The following is a 22,147-nucleotide window of genomic DNA, read 5'->3' as shown; positions in this document are numbered from 1 at the left end:
AAATAGTCAGTTATTACCGTTGCTTACGACCCACAGTGGCTGCAAAGGGTTATTCCTTGGGCGCGACGTAGCCTTCTGCTTGGGCGTAATCGGCGCCGGAGAGGAACTTGTCCATTTCGACCTGGAGGAATTTACGGTCTTCGGCGTTCATCATGTTCAGGCGACGTTCGTTGATCAGCAGGGTCTGGTGTTTCTGCCAGTCGGCCCAGGCCTTTTGTGAAACGTGGTTGAAGATGTCTTCGCCTTTGGCGCCTGGGTAAGGAGCGCGGTCCAGGCCGGGTAATTCTTCTTTGTACTTGCGGCACATCACGGTGCGGGTCATTACAACTCTCCTGCGTTCAATACGTCGGCTGCGCGTTTCAGCAGCTTCTTCACCGGGGCAGCCAAGCCCAGGCGCGGTGGGGTGGCGAGGTTATACCAGAGCCAGTCGGCCTCGGCCACGTGGTTGGCGGACTCTTCGACCTGTACCAGCCACGGTTCGATGGACAGCTGGAAGTGGCTGAAGGTGTGAACCAGGCCCGGCAGCTCATGGTGTTTGCCCAGTGCCAGCGCGTGTTGGTTGGCCAAATGCTCCAGGTCACTGAACTGATCCAGCTCAGGCAAGCTCCACAACCCGCCCCAGAGGCCCGTAGAGGGACGTCGGTACAGCAAAATGGCGCCATCGCGGTTAGCGAGCATCGGCATCAGCGTGCGCTTTTGTGGCACGGTTTTGCGCGGTTTGGGAATCGGGTACCGGATCTCTAAACCCAACAGGTGCGCTTCACAGCCTTTTTCCAGCGGGCAGAGCAGGCAACTCGGTTTACTGCGGGTACAGAGCGTTGCGCCCAGGTCCATCATTGCTTGGGTGTAGTTGTTGACTCGGGTGTGCGGCGTGAAGCGCTCAGCGTTCGCCCACAGCTGTTTGGCCACCTTGGGCTCGCCAGGGTAACCCTCTTGGGCGGTATAGCGCGCCAGCACGCGCTTGACGTTGCCGTCGAGGATCGGCGCACGCAGGCCCATGCTCAAGCTGGCGATGGCGCCAGCGGTGGAGAGGCCGATACCGGGTAATTCGATGAGTTTCTCCACGTCGTGAGGAAACTCCCCCGCATAGTCAGCCACCACAATCTTTGCGCTCTTTTGCAGATTGCGGGCCCGGGTGTAATAACCGAGTCCGGTCCACAGGTGCAGCACTTCATCTTCCGGCGCTTGAGCCAAGGCCTGCACCGTTGGCAAGGCTTCCATGAACCGGTCGAAGTAATTCAAAACGGTGCTGACCTGAGTCTGTTGCAGCATGATCTCTGACACCCAAACCCGGTACGGCGTGATGCCCTGTTGCCACGGCAGATCGTGCCGGCCGTGGCGGTCGTACCATTCCAGTACAGCCGTTGAAAACTGCTCGGCTTTCATCGTTTAAACAGACCTTTGAGCGCGTCCTTGAGCTGTGGATTGATTTTGTCGCCTAGTTTGTCGTCGATTTTCTGCTCGATCTTGTCACCTGCCAATTTGGCCGCGGCTTCGACCAATCCTTCGTTGTCGACGCGGCACGCCTTGGCGCCCAGCTCCAGTGGTCCACGGCAGCGCAACGGAAATTCGAAATTGGCGTAGCGATCATTGACTTGGCAGGCCGGGTCCGGCATGTCGCTCTTGTCGCCTTCGACGATGATGCCGATGCGGTAATCCATGCCCAGTACGCGTAGGTCGATGTCGCCGTTACCGTTAACCGTTAAACCGGGGATTTGCACTTTCAGGTCCGGATTGCTGGCAACGCCGTTGCGTATGACCAAGGTGCCGCCGAGTTGCTGAAAAGGCGTGTCCTTGCCGTGAGGTTCGGCGCTCAACGTTTTGCGATTTAGCTTGGCGATGCCTTGGCAGACTTGCTGCTCCAGGTTTGCGTTGACCAGCACGCCGTTGTTGAGCATGAAACTGGCGGTACCGTTGAGGCCGTCAATCAACGCTTTTTGACTATTGCCTTTGCCGGTCATGTCGCTGCGTGAGGTCAGCAACCCTCTGACAGGCGCGTTATCCTCGCTCCGGTAAAAGCTTTCAACCGGAACTTTGTTGACACGGGTTTGCAGGGTCACTACTGGCAAATCAGGTCGAACATCCAGCGTGCCTTTGACTTCGAAATCACCGTTGCTAATGTTGCCGCGCAGGCTATCCAGCGTGATCTGTCCATCGAGACCGTGGGTTTTCAGCACGGCATTGCGTATCGGCAATCTATCGATGGTCAGTTGGCCAAAACTAAGGTCAGCTTGAGCGTCGAGTTTGCGCATCCGCTCCAGCGGTAACAGACGATCATTACTCCAGGCAACCTGGGTCGGCTGATTGGGCAGAGGGGTCGTCCCGCCCGCTGTGGCGAACGCCTGGTTTTCTGTACCGGTCACTTCAGACTTACGGGCAGCACCCGCGCTGTTGGCCTCATCGCTCCTGGCGGGACGATAACGGTCGGCGTCAAAGGTGTCGGCCTTGAGTTGGATGCGAATGGCTTGCTTGGCAAAGTCGTCAACGGCCAAGCGTCCACTGAACGTGCTGTCGTCAACCTTCATGTTGAGGTCTTCGACGGCAAGGCTGGTGGGGCTCCCGGTGAGGCGACCGACCAGTTCGACCTTCTTCAAGCTGTCTTTGTCTATGTCGGGTACGGTTTGACCGATGCTTTCGAGAAAATCCCGCAGGTTGAATTGCGCGATGGACAGGCCGCCGCTCAGCTGTGGTGTCTTGTCCAGATCGCGTACATGCAACTCGCCCAGTGCGCGCAATTGGTTCGCCGAAAACTTCAGGCCATTCCAGTCCGCGATATTGGCCGCCATGTCGACGAGCAGTTGGCCTTGTGCAGCGAAGGTCAGGGTATTGCCGTCCAATGGATCGCCAGAGGCTTCTCCGGACAAACGCATGTCTTCGAACTGGTAGCGTTTAAGCGCACGGTCAAAGCGCAACTGCCCGACCAGTTCGGTCTTGGCGCGTATTACCGGCTGATTGGTGCTGAAAAACGAAGTGAACTTGATCGGAATATTGGCCCCTTCATGCACGGCGCCGGTGCTCAATTGAATACTCTCGGCAGTAAATTGCCGGCCAGTTTTGGCATCGCTGTAATCGATGCGGGCGTTGTTGACGGTCAGGCTGTCGATATCGAGCTTGATCGGCTGCGATGATTTATCTGGCGCTGCTGGCGTGTTTTTTCCGGAATTAGCGCTGGCGTTTTCAGGTGTTGGCGCGGGCGCTACGGTGGAGGGGGCTGGGCGGCCAATGTCTTCCCAATTGCCGTGGCCGTTTTCGTCACGGTTCAACGTCAGGTTCAGGCCTTCGATGCGTACATCGCTCATCTGCACTTCGCGGCGCAACAGCGGCAGCACGCGAACTGACAGACCAAGCATCTGCAAATCGGCAAACGGTTTGGTCGGGGTCACCAAGGTGGCGACGCTGGCGTCATGCAACTCCAGGCCAAGCCAAGGGAACAGGCTCCAACCAATGTCACCTTTTAGGGTGAGCTCCACATGGGCTTTGTCGCGGGCCAATTGGCGAATCTCGTCTTTGTAATCGTTGGGATCAAAAAAATGGGTCAGGGCAAAGCCAAGAGCCACGATGATCAGCAACAACCCGAGAATAACCAGACCCAGGATTTTGCCGAACGCTTTCATAGGCGAGTCCTTGTGATGGATTCATTCAAAATTTAGCCCGCGAGTATAGCGTTCTCGACTGGAACCGTGCCGCGGACGGTTTTTTTGTTGTGTGCATTCCCTCAGCTCTGAGCCAGCTGCGGATCGAGAATCAGATGGAATTTGGCCGCCAAAGCTTGGGCCTCAAGATGTCCGACAGGCGCCAGCAAGCGCAGTTCACAGCCTGCAACGCGGGCCATTTTTTGTGCCTCGACCAACAGGCGTTCTGCGACCCCTCGGCGCCGGGTCAATTTTCTTACGCACAGTTGAGATAGGTGCCAAATGTTGTTGTTGCGTTGAACGCAAGCGGCGCCCAGCAGTCGATCATTGAAACGTGCCGCGAGTAATGTGCCTTCGCTTAGCCCCGACTCAATCAATGCCTGACCATCGTGGAACGGCGCTAATAGCCACTGGGGGGCATCGCGATAGATTTTTTGCAGATCTTCCTGGTCCTGATAAGTGGCTGAGTGTACTGACTCGACAACAATGGGCATTACTTTTCCTCAGGGTCTTGATCTGGCGTGAGCGCAACAGCTAGCAAACGTTGTAACAAAAAAACCGATATCAGATTGCTTTCCATGTTGTTTCTAGATGTTAACCTCTCGAACACTGCCGATCCTGCTGCGTCGTTTTGTCACGTCATCAGAATTTCTGCCGTAAAAAGCAAACGCCCTTTGAGGATAGAAGGCTGCGGGCGCAATAAGGTGTTCAGCCATGCGTATGTACCATTTGGGGTAATAATAATGAATAAAAGTGCCACTCTAAGCGGCCTTGTTGCGCAGCCTGCTTTTTTATCCAAAGAACGCATTATCGCTAAGCCCGGGTTTAACCGATGGTTAGTCCCACCTGCCGCTCTAGCGATCCACTTGTGTATCGGCATGGCGTATGGCTTTTCAGTGTTTTGGATCCCGTTATCTAAAGCCGTTGGTATTACCGCTTCAGTTGCCTGCGCGCCGAACACGAGCTTTTTGACTCAAGTTTTCTCATCTAGCTGCGACTGGCCTATTTCGATGTTGGGCTGGATCTTTACGCTGTTCTTCATCTTTTTGGGGTGTTCCGCCGCTGTTTGGGGGGGGTGGTTGGAGCGAGCGGGTCCGCGCAAGGCCGGTGTGGTTTCGGCGGTGTGCTGGTGCGGTGGGCTGGTGATTTCTGCCTTGGGTATCTATACCCACCAGATAGGATTGATGTGGCTCGGCTCCGGGGTAATCGGCGGTATTGGTCTGGGCCTGGGATACATCTCCCCGGTGTCGACCTTAATCAAATGGTTTCCAGATAAACGCGGTATGGCGACTGGCATGGCAATCATGGGTTTCGGCGGAGGCGCAATGGTTGGGGCTCCGCTGGCTGCGGCGTTGATGGGCTATTTCGCTTCGCCCACCGGCATGGGGGTTTGGCAAAGCTTTCTGGCCATGGCAGCAATTTACTTCGTCTTCATGATTGGCGGCGCATTGTCATATCGCGTACCACCCACGGGTTGGAAGCCTGAAGGCTGGACCGCTCCGGCTAAAAAAGCCGGCAACGCTATGATCACGCACCGTCATGTGCACGTGAGCGTGGCCTGGAAAACCCCCCAGTTCAAGCTGGTGTGGCTGGTTCTGTGCCTGAACGTGTCGGCGGGTATCGGCATTCTCGGCATGGCGTCGCCGTTGTTGCAGGAAGTGTTCGCCGGCAAATTACTCGGCAACGGGTTGGCATTCGGGCAATTGGATGCCGGTCAGTTGGGTCAGATCGCAGCCATTGCAGCCGGATTTACCGGCTTGTTGAGCCTGTTCAACATTGGCGGGCGCTTCTTCTGGGCGACGTTTTCTGACTACATCGGCCGTAAAGCCACGTATTTCGTGTTCTTTGTGCTGGGGGTTGTGCTCTACGCGTCGGTACCGACCTTGGGTCATACCGGCAACATTGCACTGTTCGTCGCGGCATTCTGCGTAATCCTCTCGATGTACGGCGGTGGCTTCGCTACGGTGCCGGCCTACTTGGCCGACTTGTTCGGCACGCAGATGGTTGGCGCAATCCACGGTCGGCTGCTGACGGCTTGGGCGGCGGCGGGTGTGTTGGGTCCGGTGTTGGTCAACTACTTGCGTGAATACCAATTAAGCCTTGGCGTTGCGCGCTCTGACGCTTACGACATCACGCTGTACATTCTCGCGGGCCTGTTGGTGTTGGGCTTCATCTGCAACTTGCTGGTTCGCCCGGTTGCCGATAAATATTTCATGGCTGACGATGAGTTGGCTACAGAGCAATCCTACGGTCACGATGTCGGCGCTGACCACAACACGGTGTTGGAGTGGAAAGCGTCCGCTGCCAGCAAGCCATTGGTGGTTGCTGCCTGGTTGGCAGTCGGTATTCCATTGGCATGGGGCGTTTGGGTCACCCTGCTTAAAACGGCGGTGTTGTTTCACTGATCGGTAGCGTTGAATTTACGGTAATAACTTCACTGGGGGAGCGAATTCATTCGCGAATGTGGTGCATCAGGCCGCCAATGATGTGGCTATGCTGACCTCATCGCGAATGAATTCGCTCCTACAGGATGTGTGGTGTATCTGATTGCTTCATGGCAGCCGGTTCTAGGCCTATAATGCTCGCCTTTTTCGCCCAATGATTTTGCGGAGCTAGTGATGGCCGAACGTAAGGCGTCCGTCGAGCGCGACACTCTGGAAACCCAGATCAAAGCCTCGATCAATTTGGATGGCACCGGAAAGGCCCGATTTGATATCGGCGTTCCTTTTCTTGAGCACATGCTCGATCAGATCGCCCGGCACGGGTTGATCGACTTGGACATCGAATGCAAAGGCGACTTGGCTATCGACGACCACCATACGGTGGAGGACGTCGGTATCACCTTGGGCAAAGCCTTCAGCAAAGCGATTGGCGACAAAAAAGGCATTCGTCGTTACGGTCACGCTTATGTGCCGCTCGATGAAGCGCTGTCGCGTGTGGTCATCGACTTCTCTGGCCGCCCTGGCTTGCAGATGCACGTGCCCTATACCCGCGCTACCGTTGGCGGCTTCGATGTGGACTTGTTTCAAGAGTTCTTTCAGGGCTTCGTCAACCACGCCAACGTAACGTTGCACATCGACAATCTGCGTGGGACCAACACCCACCACCAGATCGAGACTGTGTTCAAGGCGTTCGGCCGCGCCCTGCGCATGGCTGTAGAGCTTGATGAACGCATGGCTGGGCAAATGCCATCGACCAAAGGCGTGCTCTGATGCAGACCGTCGCGGTTATCGACTACGGCATGGGCAACCTGCACTCAGTCGCCAAGGCGCTGGAACACGTCGGCGCCGGCAAGGTGTTGATCACCAGCGACGCTGCGGTGATTCGCGAAGCTGACCGTGTGGTGTTTCCCGGTGTTGGCGCTATTCGCGATTGCATGGCTGAAATCCGCCGCCTGGGCTTCGACGCGCTGGTGCGTGAAGTCAGCCAAGACCGTCCGTTTCTCGGCATCTGCGTCGGCATGCAAGCCTTGCTTGAGCGCAGCGAAGAAAGCGGCGGTGTCGATTGCATCGGTGTGTTCCCTGGGCAGGTGCGCTTTTTCGGCAAGGATTTGCATGACGATGGCGAACACCTGAAAGTGCCGCACATGGGCTGGAACGAAGTAAAACAAACCGTCGAACATCCGTTGTGGCACAACATCGCGGACATGGCGCGGTTCTATTTCGTACACAGCTACTACATCGATGCTGCCAATAAGCGGCAAGTGGTGGGCGGTGGTCATTACGGTCTGGATTTCGCTGCCGCATTGGCTGAAGGCTCGCGCTTTGCCGTGCAGTTCCACCCAGAGAAGAGCCATACCCATGGCCTGCAGCTGTTGCAGAACTTCGCTGCATGGGACGGTCGTTGGTAATGGCCAAGAAGGCCAAGCCGCCGATCCTGACCCTCACCCCTGAACAGGAAAGTGAGGCGAACCACAAGATCAAACGGTTCATGGCGGACCGTTTCGAACTGGATTTAGGTTCGTTTGAGGCGGCTGAAATCCTCGAGCTGTTCACTCGCGAAATTGCTCCGCACTACTACAATCGGGCGATTTTTGATGTCCAGGCGCACCTCAAAGAGAGGTTCGACAGCATCGAAAGCGACGTGTGGGCGTTGGAGAAGAACAGTTGAAAAACAGCTAGAAGCTTCAAGCTTAAAGCTGCAAGACAGATTGGTAGACACGCATGCTTGCAGCTTACGGCTTGCAGCTTGCCGCTCTTTTGACGAAGGAAAAACGCATGCTCATTATCCCCGCTATCGATCTTAAAGACGGTGCCTGTGTGCGTCTGCGCCAAGGCCGTATGGAAGATTCCACGGTGTTCTCCGATGATCCGGTGAGCATGGCCGCCAAGTGGGTTGAAGGCGGTTGCCGTCGTTTGCATCTGGTCGATTTAAACGGCGCGTTTGAAGGCCAGCCGGTCAACGGCGACGTGGTAACGGCGATTGCCAAACGCTACCCGCAATTGCCGATCCAGATTGGCGGCGGTATTCGCTCGCTGGACACCATCGAGCACTACGTCAAAGCCGGCGTCAGCTACGTGATCATCGGCACCAAAGCGGTGAAAGACCCCGCATTCGTTGCCCAAGCCTGCCGTGCGTTTCCCGGCAAGATCATTGTGGGGCTGGATGCCAAAGACGGCTTCGTCGCCACCGATGGCTGGGCTGAAATCAGTACCCTCCAGGTAATTGATCTGGCCAAGCGTTTCGAAGCGGACGGCGTCTCGGCCATTGTTTATACCGACATCGCCAAAGACGGCATGATGCAGGGCTGCAACGTCCCGTTCACGGCAGCACTGGCGGCGGCAACGCGTATCCCGGTGATCGCTTCAGGTGGCATTCACAACCTGGGCGACATTAAATCCCTGCTGGACGCTCGCGCGCCAGGAATCATCGGCGCTATCACCGGCCGGGCGATTTATGAAGGGACACTGGATGTGGCAGAGGCCCAGGCGTTTTGTGACAGTTATGCAGGGTAGCCATAAGCTGCAAGCTTCAAGCTGCAAGTAACAGCCGATCATCGGTGTGCATTAACTTGTGGCTTGAAGCTTGACGCTTGCCACTCTTAATCGGAGATTAAGCCCATGGCCCTGGCCAAACGCATCATCCCTTGCCTCGATGTCGACAACGGCCGAGTGGTCAAAGGCGTCAAGTTCGAGAACATTCGTGACGCCGGTGATCCGGTGGAAATCGCCCGCCTCTACGACGAGCAGGGCGCAGACGAAATTACGTTTCTCGACATCACGGCCAGCGTTGATGGCCGCGATACCACCTTGCATACCGTCGAGCGCATGGCCAGCCAGGTCTTTATCCCGCTGACCGTGGGCGGTGGTGTGCGCACCGTGCAAGACATCCGCAACCTGCTCAATGCGGGGGCCGATAAGGTTTCGATCAACACTGCTGCGGTGTTCAACCCAGACTTCGTGGGTGAAGCCGCTGCGCGTTTCGGTTCGCAGTGCATCGTGGTCGCCATTGACGCCAAGCGTGTTTCCTTGCCGGGCGAAACCCCGCGCTGGGAGATTTTCACCCATGGCGGGCGCAAGCCGACAGGGCTGGACGCTGTGCTATGGGCCAAGAAGATGGAAGAGCTGGGCGCAGGTGAAATTTTGCTCACCAGCATGGATCAAGACGGCATGAAAAATGGCTTCGACTTGGGCGTAACCCGCGCTATCAGCGATGCGTTGGGAATTCCAGTGATCGCTTCGGGCGGTGTCGGCAATCTCGAGCATTTGGCGGCCGGCGTATTGGAAGGCCATGCCAGCGCAGTGCTGGCGGCGAGTATTTTTCACTTCGGCGAATACACCGTTCCTGAAGCCAAGGCCTACATGGCCAGTCGCGGCATCGTAATGCGCTAAAAACCATTGATGGCGACTGGACATCAGTGCCGTCGCGCTGCACTCTAAAGCTGTCATGGACGGGGGCTAGCACATGTTTAAACGTGTTTTTCTTGCAGTAATCGGGATTGGTTTTTTACTGGCGGGCGCCGCTCATGCGGCCGACGCCAGTAGCGAGACGCCGGTAGTGGATGCAGCGTCAACCGACGCACCGCCTGTTTATTCGGTGGTGTTGCTGACGGAAAATTTCCCGCCCTACAACATGGCGGTGGATGGCAAAAACTTCGCCCCGGACAACAAGATTGCCGGTATCTCTGCCGAAATCCTGCGCGAAACCTTCAAACGCGCCGGGGTCGGCTACAGCATGACCCTGCGTTTTCCCTGGGACCGCATTTACAAACTCGCGATGAAAACTTCGGGCTACGGAGTTTTCTCAACGGCCCGTTCGCCTGACCGGGAAAAACTCTTCAAGTGGGTAGGTCCCATTGGTCCGGATGACTGGATTATGCTGGCGCGCGCCGACAGCACAATCGAGCTAAGCAGCCTGCAACAAGCCAAAAAATATAAAATTGGCGCGTATAAAGGTGATCGCATTGCCGATCAGTTGGCTTCCGACGGGCTAAACCCGGTGCTGGTGTTACGAGACCAAGATAACGCCAGAAAGCTTGCCGAGGGTCAGATTGATTTGTGGGCGACAGGCGATCCATCAGGCCGCTACCTGGCGCGCCAGGAAGGCGTTGCCGGCCTCAAAACCGTACTGCGCTTCAACAGCGACGAGTTATTCCTGGCGCTGAACAAAGAAGTGCCCGACGAGATTGTCGCCAAACTGCAAAAAGCGCTCGATGAAATGCGCGCTGAAGGCAAGATCGACGAGATATTGGGGCGGTATTTGTAGCGAAGGGTTGATCGATCTGAAGGAGCCAACTTGTTGGCGAAGGGCAGCAATGCGTTGTATCTGACAAAGTGCAGCGTTGCTTGTCTCGCCACCAAGTTGGCTCTACAGGCTTGATCTCAACGATAAATCCCATTCTTGCCATGCCCGGCCATCGCTTGATTGCCGCGTAAGCCGATCATTTGGCGCAGGTCGATCCAGACAATGCCTTGCGCTTTGAGGCGTGGCAATTCGCGTTCAAGCACGTCGAGGGTGACGGGGTAGGGGTGGCCGATCATCACCACTGAGCCTTGTTTGTGAGCCAATGCGATGGCCGCGTTGAGCTGCGCAGTCACCGCTTCAGTAGTACGCTCATCATCCAGAAAGATATCCCGGGACAAACTGGCCAGCCCAATGCGTTGCGCTTCGGCGGCCGCCACGGTCTTGGCACTGGTCCGGCTGTCGAGCAAAAACAAATGACGGCGCTGCAACTCTGCCACCAACCAGGTCATTGCCACGGGTTCGGCCGTCATGCGGCTGCCCATGTGGTTGTTGATGCCCGCCGCGTACGGCACGGCAAGCAACGCAGCGTTCAGGCGTTTTTCCAGTTCGGGAAGGGGCAGTTCGGGATGCCAGGCAAACGGTCCGGTCGCCGGGTCCATGGGCATGTGCAGAATCACAGTCTTGCCCTTATGGTGAGCCTGACGGGCGAATTCAGTGGCGTGTGGGGTGTCCGGCATAATTGCCAGCGTAACCGGGCCGGGTAGGGCCAAGGCACGGCTGTCGCCCGCAGGCGTTTGACCAAGGTCGTCGATCACCAGGCTTAGATAAGCAACGTGCGGCGCACTGCCGGTCTTTACCGCTTCAACCGCCGCGGCCTGAGCAGCGCCGATCAAGCTTACCGACAGGGCCAAAACCCCTACAAGCAGCCGCACGCCCATGTCAGTTGCCGCGCGTAACGCTCAAGCCCTTGAGCAAGCTCAGCGCCTGACTCAACTGGAAGTCATCGTCTTGTGGGCGCGCTTTCGACGCTGCCGCTTTGGTCATTGGCGTCGGCTTGTCCGCGCCACCGTTGCCGTTGCCCAAGTGACCGGCCAAGTCAGCTTCTTTGTAGTTCTCGCTGTCTGCATCGGAGGTGAACTTGCCGCGACGTACTTCGATGTCTGGCGAGATACCCTGGGCCTGAATCGACCGGCCGTTAGGCGTGTAATACAGCGCCGTAGTGATTTTGATCGCTCGGTCATTGGCCAATGGCAGTACGGTTTGCACCGAGCCTTTGCCGAAACTTTCAGTGCCCATCAGCACACCGCGTTTTTGATCCTGCAACGCACCGGCAACGATTTCCGACGCCGAAGCACTGCCGCCGTTGATCAGCACCACCAATGGCACGCCTTCGCTGGCATCGGCCGGGTCGGCATAGAAGCGCAGTTCGGAGTTGGCGATACGGCCTTTGGTGTAAACGATCAAGCCCTTGGTCAAGAAGTGGTCCGCCACTTCCACCGCCGCTTGCAGCACGCCGCCGGGGTTGTTGCGCAGGTCGAGAATCAGACCGCTCATTTTCTTGCCGTTGTCTTTGCGCAGCTTGGCCAGCGCCTTGCCGACTTCTTCGCCGGTTTTGACTTGGAACTGGGTGATGCGAATGTAGCCGTAGCCATTTTCCAGCATCTGCGATTTGACGCTCTTGACCTGAATAGTCGCCCGCGCCAGTGTCACGTCAAACGGGGTGCCGCCGTCGCGCACCAGGGTCAGGGTGATTTTTTCGCCGATTTTGCCGCGCATCTTGTCGACCGCTTCCTGCATGGTCTGACCGCGAGTCGGCGCGCCGTTGATCTTGACGATCAAGTCGCCCGCTTCAACACCAGCTTTGGACGCTGGAGTGTCGTCGATCGGCGAGACCACTTTGATAAAGCCGTCTTCGATACCGACCTCGATACCCAGGCCGCCGAATTCGCCGCTGGTGCTCTGCTGCAGCTCTTCGAAGTCTTCGGGGCCCAGATAGGCGGAGTGCGGGTCGAGGTTGCTGAGCATGCCCTTGATGGCATTTTCCAGCAAAGTTTTGTCATCGACAGGTTCGACGTAGGCGGCTTTGATCCGATCCATGACCTCAGCGAACGTGCGCAATTCTTCAAGCGGTAAAGGCGCTTTGGCGGCTGGAGCGGCCGCGGCTGCTGCTGGAGCAGGTGTTGAAGGTTTTACAGCTTCTGCGGCGGTTGCCAGAGGAGCGCCGATAACGATCGCAATAGCCAGAGCCAGCGAAGTGAGGCGGGACAAATGCAGCATCGAACGAACTCCTAAACCTGAGGTTGGCACCAGCCTATCCTTGGACATGGCACCATTGCGCCGGGTCACTAGGGCGACCCTGCTGACGTATAGCGAAATACAACGCCGGTGTTTCTTGACCACCACTGTTACCTACCGTGGAAATCGCCTCACCCGCTTTAACAATGTCGCCAGCGTCCTTGAGCAGACTCTGGTTGTGGCCGTACAAACTCAAAAAGCCGTTGCCGTGGTCGAGAATGACCAGAAGCCCCGCGCCGCGCAACCAGTCGGCAAACACCACGCGACCGCCGTGGACGGCGTGTACTTGGCTGCCAGCTGGAGCGCTGATCATCACGCCGTCCCACTTGGTTCGGGCGTCGTCGCCGCGTGTTTCACCGAAACGCGCCAACAATCGACCATCAACAGGCCAAGGAAGTTTTCCCTTTGCTTGCTCAAAAGGTCCGCCGTACGAAGCACCAGCACTGGAAACCATTGCCCCAGGCGCTTTGACAGGACGTTTTACCGGCGCTTCGTCGTCATCATTGCGGCTGCCGGGTTTGTCGCTGTTCTTTGCCAGCGCGCGAGCTTCTTCATCACGCTGACGCTGTTTTTCTGCTTGCTGCTGGGCGATCAAGGCCTGCTGGCGGGCTTCTTCAGCTTCGCGAGCTTGTCGGGCCAAGGTCTCCTCGATGGTTTTCAGTACATTCGCCAAATCATTTTGTTCTTGCTGGCGGATTTGCAGTTTGTCGTCGCGAGCTTTCACATCCTGATTAAGCTTGGCGAGGGCCTGTTGGCGTTGCTGACGAACCTTATCCAGCGCTTGGCGCTGATCTTCAAGATTGCTTTTCTGTACCAGCAACTGCGCTTGTTGCAGGTCGATGTCTTTCTCGACACCCGCCAACTGGCTTAGGGTTTCATTAAAACTGCGCAGTTGCGCCAAGCGTGCCTGGCTTAAATAGTCGTAGTAGGTCAGGGTCCGGGCGAATTTTTCCGGGTTCTGCTGATTCAACAGCAGTTTCAGGTATTCCTCACGGCCACCCTGGTAAGCAGCACGGGCCTGAATCGCGATCAGCCGTTGTTGTTCAACGCGGGAGCTTTGTAGTTTTTTTTTCTCTTGGTCGAGCCGTTGCAGCTCGACTTCAGTCTTTTTTTGTTCCTTCTGCAGGGCCTCCACCTGCTTTTCCAGCTTGCCCATTTCGGTTTCTGTACCGCGCAGGTCTTTCTGCACGCCGGATTTCTCCTGCTGCAACTCGCCGAGGCGTTTCTTCAGCTCGGTGATGTCTTTGCGGGCAGCGTCCAACTGTTGTTGGGTCTGCGCGCGCCCATCGGCGAACGCTGGAGTGAGCAAGCACGTGAGAACTAGGGCGATCAGGGCGCGGAGCATGGGGCGGGCGACACCAAGGAGGAGTTTGAACAGAGCCTAGTATGCCCGCCGCGCGCTGCAAAAAAAACGCCCCAAAGCTACTGCTTTGGGGCGAGTCGGATAATTAACCGGTGCTGCGGGGTTCAATACCCCGTTTTAGCGCGGTTTATTTAGCCACGAGGATCGAATGACCGGTCATCTCTTCCGGTTTTTCCATGGACAACAGTTGCAGCATGGTGGGTGCCACATCTGCCAGAACGCCACCTTCACGGACTTTCAAATTGCGTTTGCCCACATAAATGAACGGCACGGGCTCGGATGTATGGGCCGTGTGCGCCTGACCTGTCTTTTCGTCAGACATCTGTTCGACGTTGCCATGGTCTGCCGTAATCAGCGCTTCTCCGCCGACTTTATCCAGTGCGGTGACAATGCGACCGATGCACACATCAAGGTATTCGACGGCCTTGATCGCCGCCGACAGAATGCCGCTGTGCCCGACCATGTCGCCATTGGCGTAGTTGACGATGATCACGTCGAATCGCTGATGTTCGATAGCGTCGACGATTTTGTCAGTGACTTGCGGCGCACTCATTTCTGGCTGCAAATCGTAGGTAGCGACTTTAGGCGAAGGGATCAGAATGCGCTCTTCGCCGGGGAACGGTTCTTCACGGCCGCCAGAGAAAAAGAACGTCACGTGGGCGTATTTCTCGGTTTCGGCGATCCGCAGTTGGGTTTTGCCGTTGTTCGACAGGTATTCGCCGAGCACGTTTTTCAGGCTGCCGGCGGCAAAAGCCGAGGGTGCGGGAATGCTGGCGGCGTACTGAGTGAGCATGACAAATCCGGCCAGTTTCGGCTGACGGGCGCGCTCGAAATCCTTAAAGTCGTTTTCGACGAACACTCGGGTCAGTTCACGCGCTCGGTCGGCGCGGAAGTTCATGAAGATCACGGCGTCGCCGTCTTCGACTCTGACCTTGTCGCCGATGCTGGTGGCTTTGACGAATTCGTCGTTCTCGCCACGCTCGTACGCCAATGCAAGACCGGCCTCGCTGGTGGCTGCCTGGAACTCGCAAGCGCCGTCGACGATCAGGTTGTAAGCGGACGCCACACGGTCCCAACGATTGTCGCGGTCCATAGCGAAATAGCGACCAATGATGCTGGCGGTGCGGCCTTTGCCCAGTTTGGCGAAGGTCGCGTCCATCAGCTCCAATGATGCTTTGGCGCTACGAGGTGGCGTGTCGCGGCCATCTAGAAAGGCGTGCAAATAGATTTTTTCAGCGCCCTGTTGAGCGGCCAGTTCGACCATGGCGACCAGATGGTCCTGATGGCTGTGAACGCCGCCTGGGGACAAGAGGCCCAGAATATGCACGGCTTTGCCGGCACTGACGGCTTTATCGACAGCGCTGCAAATAGTGGGGTTCTTAAAAAAGTCACCGTCGCGGATTGATTTGGTAACCCGGGTGAAGTCCTGGTACACGACGCGGCCTGCGCCGAGGTTCATATGACCGACTTCAGAGTTGCCCATCTGCCCGTCCGGCAGGCCGACATCCATCCCTGAACCTGAGATCAGGCCGTTGGGCTGGGTTGCATAAAGGCGATCCATCACCGGCATTTTGGCGTCGTAGATAGCGTTGCCGTCGTGGCTATCGCTGTGTCCGAAGCCGTCCAAAATGATCAGAACCAGAGGTTTTGGCGTGGCAGTCATAGAATCCACTCGCGGCTAATGAACGAAGTAAAAAAACAGATCGGCATTTTAAGGGCAAGTTCAAACGGCGTCACTGCCGTACGGGCTTTGGCCGACCTTAGGTGCTGTGTATACTGGCCGCCATTTTAACGCCCTGGAACCTACTGATGGTTGCTCATCTGATTGAATTTGCCACTAACCACTATTTGCTGGCTGGCGCCTTCGCCATTCTGCTCGCGCTGTTGATCGCGACAGAAATCAGCAAAGGTGGCCGCAGCCTCAGCACCCGTGAGCTGACGTCGCTGGTCAACAGTGATCAGGGCGTGGTTATCGACGTCCGTTCTGCCAAGGATTTCTCGGCTGGGCATATTGTTGGCGCCCTAAGCTTCCCGCAAGACAAGGTGATTTCTCGCGTTGCCGAGCTGGAAAAACACAAGGCCAAGACGCTGATCATCGTTGACGCTCAGGGCCAGCACGCGGGCACTACGGCTCGCGAATTGCTCAAGTCCGGTTTTACCGCCGCCAAGTTGTCGGGCGGTATTGCCACCTGGCGTTCCGACAACCTGCCTCTGGTGAAGTGAAATGGCTGACGTCATCGTCTATTCAAGCGACTGGTGCCCTTACTGCATGCGCGCCAAGCAGTTGCTGGAAAGCAAAGGGGTTGCCTTCGAAGAAGTCAGAGTCGATGGCAAGCCTCAGCTTCGCGCTGAAATGACTCAGAAAGCCGGACGTACTTCCGTCCCGCAAATCTGGATCGGCTCAGACCACGTGGGTGGTTGCGATGATTTGTTTGCCCTGGAGCGCGCCGGTAAACTCGACGCGCTGCTTCAGGCTTGAATCCGAAATCCTAAAGAACCTTATAAGAAGGACCTGACATGACTGACCAATCGACCAACAGCGCTGTAGCAGAAGACGCTGAAGCCCCGCAATTTTCCTTGCAGCGCATCTACGTTCGTGACTTGTCGTTCGAAGCACCAAAAAGCCCGGCGATCTTTCGCCAGGAATGGACCCCAAGCGTTGCTCTGGACCTGAATACTCGCCAGAAGCCGCTGGAAGGCGATTTCTACGAAGTCGTGCTGACGCTGTCAGTTACCGTCAACAACGGCGACGAAGTAGCTTTTATCGTTGAAGTTCAGCAAGCAGGCATCTTCTTGATCAAGGGTTTGGACCCGGCCGGCATGAGCCACACGCTTGGCGCGTTCTGCCCAAACATCCTGTTCCCGTATGCGCGTGAAACCATCGACAGCCTTGTTGTGCGCGGTTCATTCCCTGCGCTGATGCTGGCCCCGGTCAATTTCGACGCGCTCTACGCGCAAGAATTGTCCCGCATGCAAGAGTCTGGCGAACCCCAAACTGTGCAATAAGCGGCAGGTTGAACCCAAAAAAGCGCCTTTCGGGGCGTTTTTTTTATTTCTGTAGGAGCCAACCTGTTGGCGAAGCGTCTGGCCTCTCGCCAACAAGTTGGCTCTACAGAGGCCGAGTAACAGCGAATTAAGCGAAATCCAGTTGCCGCCAGGCTTCATACACCGCCACCGCCACGGTGTTTGACAGATTCAAGCTGCGGCAGCCTTCGCGCATGGGCAGGCGCAGGCGGTGATCGCTCGAAAGTGAGTCGAGCACGTCGACGGGTAAGCCACGGCTTTCCGGGCCGAATAGAAAGGCGTCGCCTTTCTCGAATCGTGCATCGTGAAAAGGCCGCGAGCCTTTTGTGGTAAAAGCAAACAGGCGTGGATGGCCGAGCCTTTCAAGGCAACTCGGCAAATCCGCATGAGTCTGGAGATTGGCGTACTCGTGGTAATCGAGGCCTGCGCGGCGTAAGCGCTTGTCGTCCAGTTCGAAGCCTAATGGTTCGATCAAATGCAGGGTGCAGCCACTGTTGGCGCACAGCCTGATTATATTGCCGGTATTCGGCGGAATTTCTGGTTGAAAAAGGATGACGTGAAACATGCACGGCTCCGAATTGAAAGACGGGCTGCATTCTAACCCCGAAGAGGATCCCAGACCGAAACTCTGGCCCAAGGTACTTGGCTCGGTGGCCATCGTGGGTGTGATGGTCGGCCTAATGATCGGTCGGCTGACAGCGCCTGATCCGCTGGAACTGCAGCTGATCGAGCCGGTTGAAGATGGATTGGTGTTGTGGTTCAACGATGAACCGAAAGTGCGGGGTGAGCAGGTGTCAGGTTCGCTTGCGATGTTGTTCAACACGCAAGGTAAAGCGCAAAGGGGTGAGTTCAAATTGAAGGGCAAAGATGTTCGTTGGAGAGTGCAACGTGCGGATGGGGGACTGTTGCTGAACCTGCTGGCGGCCCGCCCTTTGCACGGTGACTGGCACGGTACGAAAGTGGACGGGCGCTGGAGACTGGAGGTTAGTCTCCGAGAGGAATAAAAGAGGGGAATCCCCGGCCTGCCTGTACCAAGGTCCCCAAAACTGGGCTTACTGCGGGTGTTGATGTTGCTCTTGATCAAGCTATTGCAGGGGGCGTGCCAGTTTTTGAATTGTGTGCTGCATAAAGGGTGTTTTCTGTTCGGAAGCCCTTTAATAGAGGGCTATTCGTGGTTTTCGGAAATTTTCGCCGTGGGCGTGGAAAGTTTCGATTGGCCGCTTTTCGAATTTCTCTGCACACAATTTGCGCATTAAAAGGGTGCGAGATCCCAAAGTGATGCATTTTTAGACGATCTTGCAGCTATTGGCGCACGAGTGGGTCAAGCCATGCCACGGAACCCGTTTGCGTTGCAGCGCGCGCAGGCCCATCTCCATGGCGAACGCAATCAGGGCGATCACCAAAATGCCCAACACCACGACGTCGGTGACCAGAAACTGCGCGGCTGACTGGACCATAAAGCCAAATCAGCAGCACTTTCGACAATTCACCGATGCCGCAGCAGATAACAATCAGCGGCAGATAGGCCAGTGGTGGGATGGTCGATAAAACTCGATCAGCGGATTAAAAATGCCTCGGGCGATGCGTGGCCACACTTGCAGCAGCAATTCTGCATGTGTTCGCGGGTAAACGCATCAAGGGCGCCAAAAGGTTCGTCTATCAGCAGGACACGCGGATCTGCTGGCAGTGCGCGGGCCAGCCCCGACACGTTGGCGCTGACCGCCTGAGAGCTGCCAGATCCGTCGATAATTAAAGTCGGCCAGATAGACCAGGGCCAGCATCTCGCGGGCTTTGACCTCGCGCTGAGCGCGGGGTATGCCGGCGAGTTGCAGGCCGAACCGCTGCGCAGCAGTCGTCAAACCGGCGATTCTATACTTTCATTTGGAACCGGTTCGGCCCGCTGGGACCGGTTCGGTCAAGCGCGACCGGGCCCGCGAGCAAGCCCGCTCATACAATTAATCTAGACAGCTCAATAATTTGTCCGGTGTTTGATGAGTGGTTTGCCGCATTTATTGGAGCGAAGTAAGTCAGCGCTGAGCCCGCCGCTTGGGCAAGACCAGGACGGTGTCGGCAGCATCAGCGCTCATATCGACATTTCCGATATTCAACGATTCGAGCAACGCAAGCCGTTGAGAAATTCATACCCCGACACATCAAGGTGGCTGGTGACGCGCACCTATGAAAAAACTCGTAGATCACGCTGCCGAACGTGGCGGAAAAAAAGCCGATGTGATCTAAAAAATCACCTATCAGTAACATTTTGGCATTAGCATCAGGAAGATGCTGGCGTGACGTTTTGTAATTAATTTGGACGGCGTACACAAACTGTAACGTTACTTTGAGAAATTGGTCGCGATGACACATAAGCGCCCAAAGCCGAAACACAGCTCGAAGGCCACAAATAAGATCCACGTCACGGTTTCCGTAACCGAATTTTCAATTTGGTTATAGGTAGCTGCGTTTTTATTCTATTTTTCGAATAAAAACACAATTTTACGATGGAAAACCGCTATTGGTTTGGGTGGCGACGTTTGATATTCCATAATCGTCTGAAAAAGGACGAAACAGTTCTTTTTCGAATTATGAAATATTATTTAATCTCCATCCAAGATTTGGAGTGGCATTAGACCAAGGTCGGTATGTGACAGTTATGTGTTGACTTGATGGTCACACTTTAGTGCTATTCGCACATCCGGAGTGGAAGGGGCGTCAGATCCCCAAGCCTTGGAACACAAGAATTAGAAACGTAGAGGAGCAAAACATGAACAAGTCAAGCTTAGCGCTGGCTATTGCTGTTGGCGTATTGGCCCAACAAGCAGGCGCTGCAGGATTCCTGGAAGACAGCAAACTCAATCTCAGTTCCCGTACTTTTTACTACGAGAACGACAACCATGCGCCATCCGTTACTCAGAACAACCAGCGTGAAACTGGTGAAGTTCTGAAGCTTGATTACCTCTCCGGTTTCACCCAAGGCGTTATCGGCGTTGGTGTTGATGCTCAGATGCTCTACGGTCTGCACCTTGATGGCGGCGCTGGTCACCACCCGGCTACCGGCAACTCTTTCTGGCCTAGTGAGCATGACGGCACCGCTCAGAGCGACTTGGCTCGCGGCGACGCTAACGTCAAGTTCCGCTACTCGAAAACCGAATTGCACGTTGGTGGCGCCTTGGCACCACAACTGCCAATTCTGCTCTCGAACGACAGCCGCGCAATGCCGCAAAACTTTGACGGTGGCATCATCACCTCAAAAGACATCGACAACGTGACGTTGGTTGCTGGTCAGCTGGAACACTCCACTGGTCGCGCATCGACCAACAGCACCGGCCTGTCGGTTGCTGGTGCGTACAATGACAGCAACCAGTTCCGTTTCGCTGGCGGCGATTGGAAGGTCACTAAAGACCTGACTTTGCAGTACTACCATGCCAACCTGGAAGACTTCTACAAGCAAGACTTCTTGGGCTTGGTCCATGTTCTGCCATTGGGTAATGATCAGTCGTTCAAGACTGACCTGCGCTACTTCAATAGCCGTTCTGACGGTAAAAACAGCAGCGGCACCGCTGGTTATGCGTTCAACAACAACGGCGGCTATGCGGATCACGCAGGCGAAGTTGACAACAACACTTGGAGCACGATCTTCACTTACCAGTTGGGTGGCAGTTCGTTCCTGGCCGGTTACCAGAGTGTTAGCGACAGCGGTGGTTTTGTTCTGCTGAACCAAGGCAGCGTTAGCAATGACGGCAAGACTGCCGGTGCTTTGAACAGCGAAGACAACGGCGGCACAAGCTTCTATCTGTTCACTGACTCCACCGTCAACAGCTTCATCCGCGCAGGTGAGCAAACCAAGTTCGCTCAATATTCTTATGACTTCTCCCGCATCGGCGTTCCAGGCTTGAAAGCTTCGATCTCCTACCTGAAGGGTGATGACATCAAGAGCTCCATCGCGAGCAGCAATAGGACCTTCTCCGAGTGGGAACGTGATGCACGTATCGACTACGTGATTCAGACTGGTTACCTGAAAGGCTTCGGTACCACCCTGCGGACCGGTAGCTACCATGTTGGTGGCGATACAACCGTCGGTAACGGCAGCACCCGCAGCACCGATCAGACCCGTCTGATCTTCAACTACACCTACGCTTTCTTTTGATCGTAGCGAGTTGAAAGAGCCCCGCCTTGTGCGGGGTTTTTTATACCTGGGATTTTGTATTCCCCTTTAGCAAACACGTCTCTGTAGGGCCCAGCTTGTTGGCGATACGGACTGTCAGGCGCACCTCGTTGAACCCACTACAAGTTGGCTCCTAAAAAGGTGATTTGAATGGGTTGGACGGTGCTTATTTGCCGACTACTTTCTGCCAGTCAGTTGCGTCGACGATGCCGGCAACTTTAGGCAGCGCCCCGTCAGCCCTAACTGTTAGAAACGACGCATAGCCGTAATCACCGGTCTTGGATGCGGGCAAATTCATGAGTTTTTCGAGGGCAGTGAAACATTCACTGTGGAAGACCAATACCAAGTTGCGATTCCTCACCTTGTGGCTAAGGGTGTCGGTCAACATGGTTTTCCTGCAGTCGAACAGCCAACTTTGTTCAGCACTGGCGTAATTGAACATAAACCCTGAAGTTCGAGCTGCTCGGGTAAGGGGACTGCTGAAGATGTCAGCGTGACGCACCAGAACAATCATGTCGCCCTTAACCCAATGCGCTTTAAGGTCGGCCAGCTTTGCGGAGCCGGCTTTGGCCAAGTTCGGAAGGATGGCGGGACGGAATAAGGCCCGCGCACGCGACAACGCCCACACACAGCAGCGCAGTCAAGCGAGACTTATATCTTGAGAGATCGGCAAGGCTTACAGCCGTACAGGGCCGGGCAAGTCATAGTCGGAACGCCATTGAACGACTCCTGCGACGCTAGAAACACGCGCCAGGTTGGGTCGTATGGATCTTTTGGATGAAACGTGAACAACGGTCAGATTGGTAATGCACAGGGTGAGGAGTCCGGCTTCACCAACGTTGTGCGTTAATTATGCCGAACCATACGTAAACAGGAGGTGAAACAGGTGTGAAAAATAACGGCTGGTTTGATGACATATGTGAAAGTTTCATTAGGTTTGCTCTTGGTTACTGAGAATAAACGCGCTGAGTTCTACGTTAAGCGCAC

The 22,147-nt window shown here is 55.8% G+C and carries 22 protein-coding genes and 2 pseudogenes; 12 read left to right on the top strand and 12 right to left on the bottom strand.

Going from position 1 to position 22,147, the window contains the following annotated elements; all coding sequences use genetic code 11:
- Positions 1 to 49: 49 nt before the first annotated feature.
- From RHM65_RS04500 to RHM65_RS04485, 4 genes are all read right to left on the bottom strand, one after another.
- Positions 50 to 322 carry an oxidative damage protection protein gene (locus tag RHM65_RS04500; protein WP_322167133.1) on the bottom strand — a complete coding sequence of 91 codons (273 nt, stop codon included), beginning with the start codon at positions 320 to 322 and terminating at the stop codon, positions 50 to 52.
- The gene (gene mutY, locus RHM65_RS04495; RefSeq protein ID WP_322167134.1) at positions 322 to 1,386 is read right to left on the bottom strand and encodes an A/G-specific adenine glycosylase; all 1,065 of its coding nucleotides are present in this window, start codon (positions 1,384 to 1,386) and stop codon (positions 322 to 324) included. The genes RHM65_RS04500 and mutY overlap by 1 nt, the downstream gene beginning before the upstream one ends.
- Positions 1,383 to 3,614 carry an AsmA family protein gene (locus tag RHM65_RS04490; RefSeq protein ID WP_322167135.1) on the bottom strand — a complete coding sequence of 744 codons (2,232 nt, stop codon included), beginning with the start codon at positions 3,612 to 3,614 and terminating at the stop codon, positions 1,383 to 1,385. Before RHM65_RS04490 ends, mutY begins: the two co-directional genes overlap by 4 nt.
- Positions 3,615 to 3,715: 101 nt before the next feature.
- Positions 3,716 to 4,126, bottom strand: a complete 411-nt coding sequence (locus RHM65_RS04485; RefSeq protein WP_322167136.1) for an acetyl-CoA sensor PanZ family protein — start codon at positions 4,124 to 4,126, stop codon at positions 3,716 to 3,718.
- A gap of 249 nt (positions 4,127 to 4,375) precedes the next feature.
- Here RHM65_RS04485 and RHM65_RS04480 point away from each other — a divergent pair, with 249 nt between their 5' ends.
- The 7 genes from RHM65_RS04480 (at position 4,376) to RHM65_RS04450 (ending at position 10,337) form a co-directional block, all read left to right on the top strand.
- Entirely contained in the window at positions 4,376 to 6,037 is a 1,662-nt protein-coding gene (locus RHM65_RS04480; protein ID WP_322184346.1) for an OFA family MFS transporter, read from the top strand.
- A 213-nt stretch (positions 6,038 to 6,250) separates the two neighbouring features.
- Positions 6,251 to 6,844 carry an imidazoleglycerol-phosphate dehydratase HisB gene (hisB, locus tag RHM65_RS04475; RefSeq protein ID WP_322167138.1) on the top strand — a complete coding sequence of 198 codons (594 nt, stop codon included), beginning with the start codon at positions 6,251 to 6,253 and terminating at the stop codon, positions 6,842 to 6,844.
- On the top strand, positions 6,844 to 7,482 hold the full coding sequence (hisH, locus tag RHM65_RS04470; protein WP_322184344.1) for an imidazole glycerol phosphate synthase subunit HisH: 639 nt from the start codon (positions 6,844 to 6,846) through the stop codon (positions 7,480 to 7,482). The genes hisB and hisH overlap by 1 nt, the downstream gene beginning before the upstream one ends.
- Positions 7,482 to 7,742 (top strand): DUF2164 domain-containing protein, encoded by a 261-nt coding sequence (locus RHM65_RS04465; RefSeq protein WP_322167140.1) that lies wholly within the window; start codon positions 7,482 to 7,484, stop codon positions 7,740 to 7,742. The genes hisH and RHM65_RS04465 overlap by 1 nt, the downstream gene beginning before the upstream one ends.
- A 107-nt stretch (positions 7,743 to 7,849) precedes the next feature.
- Positions 7,850 to 8,587 carry a 1-(5-phosphoribosyl)-5-[(5-phosphoribosylamino)methylideneamino]imidazole-4-carboxamide isomerase gene (gene hisA / locus RHM65_RS04460; RefSeq protein WP_322167141.1) on the top strand — a complete coding sequence of 246 codons (738 nt, stop codon included), beginning with the start codon at positions 7,850 to 7,852 and terminating at the stop codon, positions 8,585 to 8,587.
- A 105-nt stretch (positions 8,588 to 8,692) separates the two neighbouring features.
- Positions 8,693 to 9,463 (top strand): imidazole glycerol phosphate synthase subunit HisF, encoded by a 771-nt coding sequence (gene hisF / locus RHM65_RS04455; RefSeq protein WP_322167142.1) that lies wholly within the window; start codon positions 8,693 to 8,695, stop codon positions 9,461 to 9,463.
- 73 nt (positions 9,464 to 9,536) lie between these two features.
- Positions 9,537 to 10,337: an ABC transporter substrate-binding protein gene (locus tag RHM65_RS04450; RefSeq protein WP_322184342.1), complete on the top strand. Its 801-nt coding sequence runs from the start codon at positions 9,537 to 9,539 to the stop codon at positions 10,335 to 10,337.
- Positions 10,338 to 10,453: 116 nt separating this feature from the next.
- Here RHM65_RS04450 and RHM65_RS04445 read toward each other — a convergent pair whose 3' ends face one another.
- From RHM65_RS04445 to gpmI, 4 genes are all read right to left on the bottom strand, one after another.
- Positions 10,454 to 11,254 carry a divergent polysaccharide deacetylase family protein gene (locus RHM65_RS04445; RefSeq protein ID WP_416195117.1) on the bottom strand — a complete coding sequence of 267 codons (801 nt, stop codon included), beginning with the start codon at positions 11,252 to 11,254 and terminating at the stop codon, positions 10,454 to 10,456.
- A gap of 1 nt (position 11,255) precedes the next feature.
- Entirely contained in the window at positions 11,256 to 12,593 is a 1,338-nt protein-coding gene (locus RHM65_RS04440) for a S41 family peptidase (protein ID WP_322167144.1), read from the bottom strand.
- A 34-nt stretch (positions 12,594 to 12,627) separates the two neighbouring features.
- A complete protein-coding gene (locus tag RHM65_RS04435) occupies positions 12,628 to 13,956 on the bottom strand; it encodes a murein hydrolase activator EnvC (protein ID WP_322184339.1) in 1,329 nt (442 codons plus the stop codon).
- A gap of 145 nt (positions 13,957 to 14,101) precedes the next feature.
- Positions 14,102 to 15,637, bottom strand: coding sequence for a 2,3-bisphosphoglycerate-independent phosphoglycerate mutase (gene gpmI / locus RHM65_RS04430; RefSeq protein WP_322167146.1), 1,536 nt, complete (start codon positions 15,635 to 15,637; stop codon positions 14,102 to 14,104).
- Between the two features lie 146 nt (positions 15,638 to 15,783).
- Between gpmI and RHM65_RS04425 the strand changes: the two genes are divergently transcribed.
- Genes RHM65_RS04425 through secB form a run of 3 tightly spaced genes read left to right on the top strand, consistent with a single transcriptional unit; the run spans position 15,784 to position 16,980 of the window.
- The gene (locus RHM65_RS04425; protein ID WP_322167147.1) at positions 15,784 to 16,197 is read left to right on the top strand and encodes a rhodanese-like domain-containing protein; all 414 of its coding nucleotides are present in this window, start codon (positions 15,784 to 15,786) and stop codon (positions 16,195 to 16,197) included.
- A gap of 1 nt (position 16,198) precedes the next feature.
- Complete coding sequence (gene grxC, locus RHM65_RS04420) at positions 16,199 to 16,453, top strand: glutaredoxin 3 (protein WP_322167148.1); 255 nt, start codon at positions 16,199 to 16,201, stop codon at positions 16,451 to 16,453.
- Positions 16,454 to 16,491: 38 nt separating this feature from the next.
- Positions 16,492 to 16,980 carry a protein-export chaperone SecB gene (gene secB, locus RHM65_RS04415; protein WP_322167149.1) on the top strand — a complete coding sequence of 163 codons (489 nt, stop codon included), beginning with the start codon at positions 16,492 to 16,494 and terminating at the stop codon, positions 16,978 to 16,980.
- Positions 16,981 to 17,107: 127 nt separating this feature from the next.
- Here the strand turns inward: secB and trmL are convergent, their stop codons facing one another.
- Positions 17,108 to 17,563 (bottom strand): tRNA (uridine(34)/cytosine(34)/5-carboxymethylaminomethyluridine(34)-2'-O)-methyltransferase TrmL, encoded by a 456-nt coding sequence (gene trmL / locus RHM65_RS04410; RefSeq protein WP_322167150.1) that lies wholly within the window; start codon positions 17,561 to 17,563, stop codon positions 17,108 to 17,110.
- On the opposite strand from trmL, the gene RHM65_RS04405 reads away from it, so the two are divergent.
- A complete protein-coding gene (locus tag RHM65_RS04405) occupies positions 17,562 to 18,002 on the top strand; it encodes a hypothetical protein (RefSeq protein ID WP_322167151.1) in 441 nt (146 codons plus the stop codon). The genes trmL and RHM65_RS04405 overlap by 2 nt on opposite strands.
- A gap of 282 nt (positions 18,003 to 18,284) precedes the next feature.
- On the opposite strand, the pseudogene RHM65_RS04400 reads toward RHM65_RS04405, so the two are convergent.
- Both RHM65_RS04400 and RHM65_RS04395 read right to left on the bottom strand, forming a co-directional pair.
- A pseudogene (locus RHM65_RS04400) lies at positions 18,285 to 18,584 on the bottom strand (hypothetical protein); the annotation flags it as partial.
- 430 nt (positions 18,585 to 19,014) lie between these two features.
- A pseudogene (locus RHM65_RS04395) lies at positions 19,015 to 19,150 on the bottom strand (ABC transporter substrate-binding protein); the annotation flags it as partial.
- Between the two features lie 609 nt (positions 19,151 to 19,759).
- Between RHM65_RS04395 and RHM65_RS04390 the strand changes: the two are divergent.
- A complete protein-coding gene (locus RHM65_RS04390) occupies positions 19,760 to 21,142 on the top strand; it encodes an OprD family outer membrane porin (RefSeq protein WP_322167152.1) in 1,383 nt (460 codons plus the stop codon).
- 184 nt (positions 21,143 to 21,326) lie between these two features.
- On the opposite strand, the gene RHM65_RS04385 is transcribed toward RHM65_RS04390, so the two are convergent.
- On the bottom strand, positions 21,327 to 21,788 hold the full coding sequence (locus RHM65_RS04385) for a hypothetical protein (RefSeq protein WP_322184337.1): 462 nt from the start codon (positions 21,786 to 21,788) through the stop codon (positions 21,327 to 21,329).
- Between the last annotated feature and the right edge of the window lie 359 nt (positions 21,789 to 22,147).

Origin of the sequence: Pseudomonas sp. CCI4.2, from assembly GCF_034350045.1 — a bacterium.
In the GTDB taxonomy this organism is placed as follows: Bacteria; Pseudomonadota; Gammaproteobacteria; order Pseudomonadales; family Pseudomonadaceae; genus Aquipseudomonas.
Note: the sequence above shows the minus strand (reverse complement) of the source record. Positions and strands in the feature narration are given on the sequence as shown.